Origin of the sequence: Megamonas rupellensis DSM 19944 (assembly GCF_000378365.1) — a bacterium.
Classification (GTDB): Bacteria; Bacillota; Negativicutes; order Selenomonadales; family Selenomonadaceae; genus Megamonas; species Megamonas funiformis.
Genome location: NZ_KB899566.1, coordinates 174606 through 186095, shown reverse-complemented (window position 1 = coordinate 186095; position 11490 = coordinate 174606). Strand labels below are relative to the sequence as shown.

Sequence of the window (11490 nt, the reverse complement as noted above, 5' to 3'; positions counted from 1 at the left end):
GCGTACTGGTACTAATATGTCGAGAGCTTAACTTAAAAAAGAAAAATGACTTGGAGCAAAGTAATCTTCTGAGTGGTTTTGAAAGATTAATATCTTTCAAAAAAGAAAAGAGAATATCTGGTGACGATGCCTAAATGGTTCCACCTGTACCCATACCGAACACAGTAGTTAAGCATTTAGAGGCCGAAAGTACTTGCATGGAGACGTGCTGGGAGGATAGGAAGTTGCCAGTTAAGAAAAAAGCACTGAAATATTCAGTGCTTTTTTCTTTATATTTTATGAATAATTATTGACAACTCATTAAAAATTTTGCATAATATTTCCATAGAAAAATATTGAATTCGTCATTTTAGACTATAACTTTTTCTGTTTCTGAACAAAACAGAGGAGTTATAGTCTTTTTATTTTATAAAAATTAAAAAAATGGAGGAGCAAATTTATTTATGGAAAAACTTTTATGGAAAGAGAAATTATCTTATGGAATAGGAGCTTATGGAAAAGATTTTATTTATAATATGATAGCTGCTTTTCTGATGATTTTTTATACTGATGTAGTTGGTGTATCATTAATTTTTGTGAGTACTTTATTTTTAGTGGTTCGTATTGTAGATGCTATAACTAATCCTTTTATGGGCTGGCTTGTTGATAATACAAAAACTAAATGGGGAAAATTTCGTCCTTGGATTTTAATAGGAACAATAATAAATTCTTTTGTTTTAATTCTATTATATTTAAATCCAGCAACTTTTTTACAAGGAATTTTGATAAATGTCTGGTGTATTGTTACATATCTGTTATGGAGTCTTACATATACATTGATGGACGTACCTTTTTGGGCAATGATACCGGCATTTTCAAATGATGCTAAGGTTAGAAATGAAATTTCTATGTTATCTAGATTATTTGCGACTTTTGGTGGTCAAATGATGTCTACAATTGGTTTATTAGTAATCCGCTTGTTTAGGCGTGAATATGGGAGCTAGTGAAAGTGATGGCTATTTGAGATTTGCCGTGATTGTAGCTATTGTATTCAATATTTGTGAAATAATATGTGTTAGAAATGTCAGTGAACATGTAGTTATAAAAAATAAAAGAGATATTAAACTTAGTGAAGTATTGAATTTCTTGAAGGAAAATGATCAATTATTAATTATTATTTTTATGACGATATTACAGCAAATTGCAGTATTTTTATGGACTGGAATGAATATTTATTTTTTCAAATATGTAGTTTGTCATGAAGAATGGTTTTCTATTTTTGGCATAGTTAATTTTATCGTTGGCTCTATAGGTTTGATAGCTTTTCCATCTTTAGCAAATAAATTTTCACGAAAAGTAGTTTATATTTTATCTGCTGTTTTATTAGTTTTAGGTTTATTGGGTATGTTTTTTGTTGGTGATGACCACAAAGCAAGTGTTGTTTTATTTTTTAGTGTAGCTAGTTTATTTTGTTTAGGAAATGCTTTGGCTGGTGTATCAACTACAGTGATGTTAGCAGATACAGTTGATTATGGTGAATATAAATGTGGTGTTAGAAGTGAAGCAATAGTTTTTTCGGTGCAAACTTTTACAGCAAAATTTGGTTCAGCTATAGCTGGCTTTATAGGGGCAATGGTTTTGTCTTTAGTTGGTTATGTACCGAATGTAATGCAAACTGCAGATACGATATTAGGTCTTAGATTAATGATGTTTGTAGCATCTGCTTCATTATTTATTATTATTTTATTTATCTATCTTAAATTTTATAAATTAAATGGAAGTTTTTATCAAAATATCTTAGATGAATTAGTTATAATGCGTAAAAATAATAATTAGCAAATTGACAGAAAAAAATTTTTTTGATAATCTATTATAAGTAAATTTGCCATGAAAAAGGGCTATAGATTTTGTTGTTTCTGAGAAAAACAGCATGGTCTATAGCCCTTTTTATTTTTAGTTTTAGGAGGTTTTTTTATGAATATTGGTTGGTTAAAAATTATAGGAGCAACTTTATTTGAGTTGGTGTGGGTAACAGGTTTAAAATATGCTGAACTTCCATGGCAGTGGGGTGTAACAGCATTATCTATTTTAGGTTCTAGTTATTGTTTGATTACAGCAGGCAATACGCTTCCTGTCGGTACTGCTTATTCTGTATTTGTAGGATTGAGTGCTATCGGTACTATTTTAGTAGAATTTTTAGGTTTTGGTATTTTTCCTAGTTTTTGGCAATTATTATTTATTATTATTTTGATTTTAGGTGTTATTGGCTTGAAATTATTGAATGAAAAAGTAGAAAGATGAGATGATTGATTATGGAATGGATTTATGTTGTTATTGCAGGACTTTTAGAAGTTTTAAGTATAAATTATATGAATAAGTGGCAATTAGTTAAGCATTTAGGGTTAAAAAAATCTGGAATTTTAATTATAAAAATGGTATTAGCTTTTGTTACAAGTTTATTATTATTAAATTTAGCCTTGAAAACTTTACCAATGAGCATTACATATGCAGTATGGTCTGGAATTGGTTCAGTAGGTGGTGTTTTGGTGGGAATTATTCGTTATGGTGAAAGTGCAAATTGGAAAAGACTTGTTTGTATAGCAATGATTTTATCTTCTGTTGTTGGTTTAAAATTAGTTTCTTAAGATTTTATATATTGTAGATTGCGGATATGAGTGAGAAATTTAAAATATTTATTTACGATATTGATGCATTTACCAACAAATAAAGCAGATATAATTGTACCAATGCCGATACCATTTAATTCGCCAAAGAAGATAAAGGATAATATACAAGCAATTACTATCAAAGTTATGTCAAAGTAGATTTTTACTGTACCAAATTTTATTTGTGGCTTTTTCAAGGCAATGACTAAAGCTAAAGCACGGACAACGCCTTCTCCAGGAACAACAATTACATTAGGAGCGACTTCAATAGAAATTCCTATTGCTAAAATAAAGCAACCAATAAAAAGCGATATTAATTTTACAATAATGGTTTCAGGTTCAAAGGCTGATAGTAAATTCATGCTAACATCAATGAAGAAGCTAAATATGATGTTGGCTACTATTTGTAAAAATTGTATAGGTTCAAAATCACGGCGTAAAAGTGCTATTTCAATTAAAATAAAAATTATATTGAAGATGAAGGTCGTTAAACCAAAGCTGAAATCGGTATATTCAAGGCTAAAAATATAGGGGATAGATGATATTTGTGAGGTACCTAAATTACTTTTGGTGATAAAAGCTATGCCAAATGAATTTATAATAATACCTAAAAAGAAATAAAAATAACGTAGAGATATGACTTTCAAGATTATTCCTCCTCCAAATTTTTGATTATTGTATTGAGTGTTTTTAAAAGATGTTGTTGCTCTTGAGGTGGAATGTTTTTTAAGGCTTTATCATCAATACTAAAGCAAATTTCTTTTACTTTATGAGCCATTTGAAGACCTTTTTCAGTCAGATAGATATAAGCAGAACGTTTATCTGTAGAATGTGTTTTTCGCATGATTAAACCATCTTTTTCCATGCGAACTAATAAACTGGTGATAGTTGATTTGTCTAGGACGCAATAATTACTTATATCTTTAGCTATAGAGCCATTATGTTCTAAAAGATATTCTAAAATTTTGGGTTGACCAGGTAAAAGCTTTAATGATGAAATCTTTTGGACAATATTTTTGTTACTGTGATGAAAACTTTTTAATAAAAGAAAATGCAATTCGTCAGATAACATTTTACTACCTCCAATATAGTTTGAAATCAAACTATATTATAGAAAGCTATAAATTGAATGTCAACAAATAATATAAATATCCTACTAGACAGAAAATAGAAGTATAGATATAATATATCAGTATTTTTAGTAAGAGGTGATAATGTTTTGAGTGTAAAAGAACAGGATTTGAATTTACTTCAAGTGGGGAAAAAAGAACAATATGCAGCTAGAATAATATTTTTTGTTGCAGGTTTTGGTATATCTACATGGGCACCAATGATACCGATTATAAAGGAACGTTTACAAATTGGCGCTGATGTATTGGGTTTATTGTTATTATGTATTGGCGTAAGTTCTTTTTTGATGATGCCTATAGCTGGATTGTTTGCACAAAAATTTGGCTGTAAAAAAGTTTTGCGTGTTATGGGTTTGTGCATGGGTGTAGAAATTATAATATTATCCATGTTACCTAATATTTATATGTATGCTATCTTTTTGTTTGTTTTAGGTGCTATAGGTGGTATATTGAATGTAAATATGAATATTCACGCTGTAATCGTAGAAAAACTTTCCCAAAAACGCATGATGTCTGGTATGCATGCTTTATGGAGTGTAGGTTGTTTTGCTGGAGCTGGTTTATTTAGTATTTTGGCTAAATTAGGTTTGGGTATTAGTCAAATAGCAATTATACATTGTATTATTATTTTCATGATTATTTTTGCTTTCAGTAGATATTTCTTACCGTATAAAGGTGCTAGTAATGGTAAAGCTATCGCTATACCAAAAGGGATTGTAACTTTATTTGGAGTTTTAGCTGTTATATCTTTTTTAGGCGAAGGTGGTATGATGGACTGGAGTGGTGTATTTTTGACAGAAGCTAAAGGTGTAGATTTATCTTTAGCTGGTGTTGGTTATGCAGTATTTTCAGCAGCTATGCTCATTGGTCGCTTGATTGGTGATAAAGTAGTACAAAAATTAGGCGAACAGCGTGTTGTTATTTTTGGTGGAATAGTAGCAAGTGTAGGATATATAATTTCTATTGTTTTTGATAATTTCTTTATGATGCAATTTGGTTTTATTCTTCTTGGTTTTGGAGCTGCAAATATTGTTCCTGTAGTATTCACTTTATTGGGTAGACAAAAAGAAATGCCTATAAATTCAGCAGTAACAGCTGTTACTAGTATGGGTTATTTAGGAGTAATGTTTGGCCCTGCTCTATTAGGGTTTATTGCTCATGGGATTGGTATTGTAGCAGTATTTTGTATCTTAGCTGGACTGTTTATTTTGCAAGCAATAGTATCTTCTTATGTATTTAAAGTTTTAAATTAAATATGATAATAATAAACCTTGTATAGTTAAAAAAAATTAGGCTATACAAGGTTTTATTATTATAGCTTTTTTTATTAATTTCATATAATATGATATGTATATATAGGAGTTTATCTAAAATAAAAAAAGAAAAGAGGTTTATTTGTGAGTTTAGAAGACAAAGAGTTAATGCAGTTTAAGGTCGGTAAAAAAGAGCAGTATGCAGCTAGAATGGCTTTTTTTATACCAGGTTTTGCCATTTCCACATGGGCGCCTATGATACCTATGATTAAAGAACGTTTACATATTGAAGCAGATATTTTGGGATTATTATTATTGTGCATAGGTATAAGTGCTTTTATTGTTATACCGATTGGCGGTCTTTTAGGCAAAAAATTTGGTTGTAAAAAAGTGATGGTTACTACAGGTAGTTTATTTGCGATAGTATTAGTAGCGTTGTCTTGTTTACCTAATGTTTGGTCGTATGCTATTTGTTTGATTTTAGTAGGCGCTATTATGGGTTGTACAGAAGTTTGTATGAATATCAATGCTGTTGTTGTTGAAAAATTATCACAAAAGCGCATGATGTCTAGTATGCATGGTTTTTGGAGTGTTGGTTGTTTTTGTAGCGCTGGCTTATTCAGTATTTTAGCTAAGATGGGACTTGATGTATTTTTTATAGCAATCATTCATTGTTTAATAATTTTAGCTATTGTAATTTTCTTTGGTAGATATTTTTTAGATTATAAAAGTGCTAATAGTGAAAGTGCAATTGCTATTCCTAAAGGAATTGTTGTTTTATTCGGCATTTTAGCATGTGTGAGCTTTTTAGGCGAAGGTGCAATCATGGATTGGGGCGGTGTATTTTTAGCTGAGGTAAAAGATGTAGAATTATCTTTAGCTGGTGTAGGATATGCTGTTTTTTCTGTAGCAATGCTTATCATGCGTTTAATTGGAGATAAAGTAGTACAATTTTTAGGCGAGGAAAAAGCTGTAGTATTAGGAAGTAGTTTAGCGGGATTAGGATTTTTATGGATAATTATTATAGATAATTTCTATTTAATGTTGGTTGGTTTTGTTTTACTTGGTTTAGGTGCTGCAAATATTGTGCCTGTATTATATAGTTTGTTGCAATATCAAAAAGATATGCCAATAAATGCTGCTGTTACAGCAGTAACTTGCATGGGTTATACAGGTGTTATATTAGGGCCTGCTATCTTGGGATTTATCGCTCAAGGAATAGGAATTATATCCGTATTTTATTTATTGATGATTTTATTTATCATACAAGTTGTTATGGCAAAATATGTATTTAATAGATTAAAATGATTATAAGTAAGAAAAAGATATTCTAGTGAGAATATCTTTTTTTATATAAAATTATGTTGTTTTATATTGATTTATGTTAATTTATGACTTATAATAAGAAAAAGAAATTTGATTTTTGTTTATTGTATATCTAAATGAAATTTTGTGAAAAAAAGAACAATTAAATCATATATTATAAATGGAGGCATTTAAATGATTTGTAGAACAATATTAAATGAAACATCTTATTTTGGTAAAGGAGCAATAAAAGAGATTGCAAATGAAGTAATTAATCGTGGCTTGAAAAAAGTTATGTTAGTTACAGATAAAGATTTACTTAAATTCAAAGTAGCTACAAAAGTATGTGATATTTTAGATGAAGCAAAAATAGATTATGAAATTTACGATAAAATAAAAGCTAATCCTACAATCAAAAATGTTACTGAAGGCGTGGATTTTTGTAAACAATGTGGTGCTGATGTAATTGTTGCTGTAGGTGGCGGTAGTGCTATTGATACAAGTAAAGCAATTGCTATCATTATGAAAAATCCAGAATTTGCTGATGTTAGAAGTCTAGAAGGTGCTTCACCAACTAAACATAAAGCAATGCCAATTATTGCCGTATCTACAACATCTGGTACAGCAGCAGAAGTAACTATCAATTATGTAATTACTGATGAAGAAAAAAATCGCAAATTTGTTTGTGCTGACCCACATGATATTCCAGTAGTGGCAATTATCGATCCAGATATGACTGCATCTATGCCACCAAAACTCTGTGCAGCAACAGGAATGGACGCACTTGTTCATGCTATCGAAGGTTATATCACTAAAGGTGCATGGGAATTAACAGATATGATGCATATAAAAGCTATTGAAATCATAGCTCGTTCTTTAAGAGATTCTGTTAAAGGTGATCCAGAAGGTAGAGCACAAATGGCTTTAGGTCAATATATTGCAGGAATGGGCTTTTCTAATGTTGGCTTAGGTATAGTACATTCTATGGCTCATCCATTGAGTGCAGTATATGACATTCCACATGGTGTTGCTTGTGCTATTTTATTAACACCAGTATTGAAATTTAATGCGCCATCAACAGCAGATAAATATCGTGATATCGCAGTAGCTATGGGCGTAAAAAATACAGAAGATATGAATATTGAACAGGCTCGTCAGGCTTGTATTGAAGCCGTAGAAAAATTGAGTGTAGATGTGGGAATTCCTCAGAAATTGACTCAATTAGGTGTAAAAGAAGAAGACCTTCAATTTTTATCTGAATCTGCTTTTGTTGATGCTTGTACACCAGGAAATCCAAGAGATGTAAGTGTAGAAGCTATTAAAGAAATTTATAAATCTATCATGTAATAAAATTTAAATTAAAAAAAGATAGTTATGAGACTAAATTTTGTCTTATAACTATCTTTTTATTTTATATTTGATTTTAATTTAAGCTAAATGAAAAAGATTTTTTTGAGAGAAAACTACAAGCGTATCTTTTTCTTCTAGAATAGTATCGCCATCAGGTATGATATCTACGCCGTTTCGTTGAATTAAAACAACAAGTGAATCTTTTTTGATATCAATATCGCGAAGTTTTTTGCCAATGAATTCATTATTAGAATCAATATTTATTTCATTTAAAGTGATATTATCGTTGCCTTGATAAGTTTTAGCGCAAATGATGAGTGTATCTCCATCGCGCAAGAATGTATCGCCTTTTGGCGTTATAGTAGCCCCTTTTCTCAAGATAGCAGCAATCAATGTACCTGGGATAGAGCCGATATCGCGAATTTGTTTATTAATCCATGGATGTGAATTATTTAATTCTAAACAAGTGAAATGGATATTATTTTCGTCAGTGTAATCGTTGAATGTTTTTAATACATTTTCGTGTTCATCAATCATATTTAGATGTTTTGAAGCAGACGGTAATAAAGCACCTTGGAATAATAAAGATAAAAGTACAACACAGAAAACTATGGAGAAAATAGAATCATCAGCATAATTTGGTGATACAACAGCGACAATTGCAAAAACGATGGAGGCAGCTCCGCGAAGACCAGCCCATGACATGATTAATTGTTGATTTAAAGGAGCTTTAAATGGAGATAATAATATTGCCATGGTTATAGGTCTAGCGATGAATGTAAGGAAAATAGCAATAAACAAAGCAGGGACAAAATAATATGGTAATTTTGAAGGAAATACTAATAAACCTAATAAGAAGAAGATGAGCATTTGCATCATGCCATTAAAAGCATCGAAGAAATTTACGAGATTTTTCTTTTTCGGGATATTTTGATTGCCTAAGATGATACCTGCGATATAAGTGCTTAAATAACCATTGCCATCAACTAGAGATGGGAGAGCATAAGCAGCTAAGGCAATAGCAACTAAAAAGATAGAGTCAAAACCATTTTCGCCGAATTGAACATTTTTTAATATCCAGGAAGCGATAAAAGCTAAGACAACACCGATGATAATTCCATAAGCAAATTGAGCAAAAATTAAATAGGAGATATCAAAGAAGTTTAAGCTACTGCCAATGCTAGTTAATAAAATTATGGTTAGCATATAAGCACAAGGGTCATTACTACCACTTTCAATTTCTAGCATAGGAGCAGTACTGTATTTTAGATTTAATTTTTGTGAACGCAAAATAGAAAAGACAGAAGCTGCATCAGTAGAGCTAAGCACAGCACCAATTAATAATCCCTCAAGAGGGGGTAACCCTAATACTAAATGACAAAAAATACCAGTGAGTGCAGCTGTGATAAATACGCCAAAAGTACTCAGTAAAACAGCTTGTTTAGCTATAGGACGAGCAGTTTTCCATTTTGTACCAAAGCCACCGTAAAACATGATGAAAATGAGAGCGGCAGAACAGATTTTTTCAGCAAGAGAATAATCTTCAAAATGAATTTGAAATAAACCATCAGAGCCGAAGAGCATACCAAGACCAATAAAAAATAAAAGTGTAGGCACGCCAAAGCGAGTAGATAATTTACTTCCAATTACGCAAGCAATTAAGATAATTGCACTGATTAAAAGAAATAAAGTCATAAGTATAATCTATCCTTTTCATTATATTTATATATATAAATTATCTCAAATAATTATGAAGATGTCAAAAAAGGCAACTTATTTTTACTATTTAAATAAAATAAGTTGCCTTTTTTACAATTAAGCTTGTTCAGGAATTAAACCATTTTGATAAGCGAGCATTAAATGGTAGATATCATTTATTTGACATTGGATTTCTTCGCCTAAATCAGTATCAGCTGTTGAAGAATGATAATTTTGTAATTCTAAAGTACAGGAAACTGACTCAATATCTTGGTTGGCTTTTAAGGACTCTTTGATATTAGCACAGGATTGATGTTCTAAAAGACGTAGTCCACGTGAATTAGAAATTAAAGTATAACCAGCAATTCCTGTTTTTTTATGATAGGCCCTGCAAAAACCACCATCAATGATGATTAATTTTCCATTTGCTTTTACAGGACTTTCTCCTTCTTTTACTTTTACAGGAACATGACCATTGATTATATGTCCACGTTTTGTTTTTAAGGAAAATTCTTCAAGTATCATATCGCAGATTTTTTCATCATTGCAATATTTATAATACGCATCAGAAGGTTCAATCCATGTATCCGTATCTTCAATAAACATGCGTTCAAATGTTTTAAATTCTCTACCGGAAAATGGTGAATATCTGCCACACCAGAAATAATACATTAAGTCGATATTTTTTTGTTCATATAAACCAAGATATGCTTGGCGAATAGTTTTATCAACAAAGTCTAAATAATTTTTTCCAGAATAATATTTGTTATTTAGATGAATACGCATAAAACTACCATCTTCATTTAATGGTATACAACCATGATAGAGTAAATTGTTATTATATGCTTTATAGACGTTACCTTTTTGGTAAAGAAAATCAATATGTTTGCGCAAGCGCACACTATCTAAAAATGCTGATTTTATATCGGATAAGACTTCTGTTTCTTCTAAAGATAATTCATAGGGATTTTGAGGATTTATTGTAGGGAAGGAAGGACTCTTTATTGGATAAGATATACCATTGATTTTGATATATTTGGAGATATAATCTATTTTATCTAATAAAAGGCGACTATCCATCTGAAAATCTGGATTGCGTTTGATGAGTTGTCCTTCTAATTTAAATAAAATTATGGAAATAGTACGTTGCATAGCTACTAATAAGGTTTTATCTGGATATAATTTACTAGCTAATGAAGATAGCGAGCGAAGGCTGATAGCATAACCTTTTTCTAAAACAGCAGTATTATTATAAGATAGACAATTTCGCACTACTGTCGCTATACAAGCTTCATTACCACACATTGCACCCATCCATAAGATATCATGATTGCCCCATTGAATATCTACAGAATGATGTTGGCGTAGCATATCTATGATAGAGTCAGGTCGTTGTCCTCGGTCATAAATATCGCCGACGATATGCAAATGAGCAACAGCTAGTTTTTTGATGAATTTTGTAAAGGCAATGATAAAATCTGTACCACTATTAATATTGATTAAAGTGTTTAAGATAGTATTGAAATATACCTCTTGGAAAGTATCATCATTTGGTCTAGCTGTGAGCAATTCAAGAATGATGGTTTCATATCCTTTAGGCAGTAAATTTTTTAATTCTGATTGAGGATATTTATAAGACATCAATCTTGATAGACGCAATAAATAGATGAGATTTTGAGAATACCATTGAGTAGTGATTAATTTTTGTTTTTTTAAATTGAGTATTTTTTCTTTAGGATAATAAATTAAAGTACAAAATTCAGCTTTTTGTGAGGTGGACATTTCTTCAGAAAATAAATAATCTACTTTTTCTTTGATAACACCAGAGCAATTATTGAGAATATGGAAGAAGGACTCATATTCACCATGTAAATCACTCATAAAATGTTCTGTTGGTCGAGCTAAGTTTAAAATAGCTTTTAAACGAATTAGCTCAGTTACAACAGATTGACGATTAGGGTATTTTTCTGACAATAAATAAAGATATTTGTATTTTTGTTTATTCTTATCCACAACAATACTCCTTTTTATAAGATGTGATATTAGTATTATATAATATTTTCATTTTTATGAAAATAAAGTTTTTTTAGTATACGTTTACTAAAATAG

11 protein-coding genes and 1 rRNA gene are annotated in these 11490 nt (G+C 30.5%); 8 read left to right on the top strand and 4 right to left on the bottom strand.

Features of this window, described 5'->3' with window-relative positions; genetic code table 11:
- Positions 1–116 precede the first annotated feature (116 nt).
- The 5 genes from rrf to F553_RS0101010 all read left to right on the top strand — a co-directional run bounded on the left by rrf (position 117) and on the right by F553_RS0101010 (position 2624).
- Positions 117–233, top strand: a 5S ribosomal RNA gene (rrf, locus tag F553_RS0101025).
- A 210-nt stretch (positions 234–443) separates the two neighbouring features.
- Positions 444–983, top strand: a complete 540-nt coding sequence (locus tag F553_RS12695; protein WP_083912147.1) for an MFS transporter — start codon at positions 444–446, stop codon at positions 981–983.
- A complete protein-coding gene (locus tag F553_RS12445; RefSeq protein ID WP_051081833.1) occupies positions 973–1815 on the top strand; it encodes an MFS transporter in 843 nt (280 codons plus the stop codon). Before F553_RS12695 ends, F553_RS12445 begins: the two co-directional genes overlap by 11 nt.
- 138 nt (positions 1816–1953) lie before the next feature.
- Positions 1954–2280 (top strand): DMT family transporter, encoded by a 327-nt coding sequence (locus F553_RS0101015; RefSeq protein WP_018998638.1) that lies wholly within the window; start codon positions 1954–1956, stop codon positions 2278–2280.
- An 11-nt stretch (positions 2281–2291) separates the two neighbouring features.
- Positions 2292–2624 carry a DMT family transporter gene (locus tag F553_RS0101010; RefSeq protein ID WP_018998637.1) on the top strand — a complete coding sequence of 111 codons (333 nt, stop codon included), beginning with the start codon at positions 2292–2294 and terminating at the stop codon, positions 2622–2624.
- On the opposite strand, the gene F553_RS0101005 is transcribed toward F553_RS0101010, so the two are convergent.
- On the bottom strand, positions 2621–3292 hold the full coding sequence (locus F553_RS0101005) for a YczE/YyaS/YitT family protein (RefSeq protein WP_018998636.1): 672 nt from the start codon (positions 3290–3292) through the stop codon (positions 2621–2623). The two genes, F553_RS0101010 and F553_RS0101005, sit on opposite strands and share 4 nt — an antisense overlap.
- A gap of 2 nt (positions 3293–3294) precedes the next feature.
- Positions 3295–3717 (bottom strand): MarR family winged helix-turn-helix transcriptional regulator, encoded by a 423-nt coding sequence (locus tag F553_RS0101000; RefSeq protein WP_018998635.1) that lies wholly within the window; start codon positions 3715–3717, stop codon positions 3295–3297.
- Between the two features lie 147 nt (positions 3718–3864).
- Between F553_RS0101000 and F553_RS0100995 the strand changes: the two genes are divergently transcribed.
- The 3 genes from F553_RS0100995 (at position 3865) to fucO (ending at position 7680) form a co-directional block, all read left to right on the top strand.
- Positions 3865–5028, top strand: a complete 1164-nt coding sequence (locus tag F553_RS0100995; protein ID WP_018998634.1) for an MFS transporter — start codon at positions 3865–3867, stop codon at positions 5026–5028.
- A gap of 144 nt (positions 5029–5172) precedes the next feature.
- On the top strand, positions 5173–6336 hold the full coding sequence (locus tag F553_RS0100990) for an MFS transporter (RefSeq protein WP_018998633.1): 1164 nt from the start codon (positions 5173–5175) through the stop codon (positions 6334–6336).
- A 192-nt stretch (positions 6337–6528) separates the two neighbouring features.
- Positions 6529–7680: a lactaldehyde reductase gene (gene fucO / locus F553_RS0100985; protein WP_018998632.1), complete on the top strand. Its 1152-nt coding sequence runs from the start codon at positions 6529–6531 to the stop codon at positions 7678–7680.
- A gap of 81 nt (positions 7681–7761) precedes the next feature.
- Here the strand turns inward: fucO and F553_RS0100980 are convergent, their stop codons facing one another.
- Both F553_RS0100980 and F553_RS0100975 read right to left on the bottom strand, forming a co-directional pair.
- Complete coding sequence (locus tag F553_RS0100980) at positions 7762–9378, bottom strand: potassium/proton antiporter (RefSeq protein ID WP_018998631.1); 1617 nt, start codon at positions 9376–9378, stop codon at positions 7762–7764.
- Between the two features lie 120 nt (positions 9379–9498).
- Positions 9499–11394, bottom strand: a complete 1896-nt coding sequence (locus F553_RS0100975; RefSeq protein ID WP_018998630.1) for a fructose-bisphosphatase class III — start codon at positions 11392–11394, stop codon at positions 9499–9501.
- Between the last annotated feature and the right edge of the window lie 96 nt (positions 11395–11490).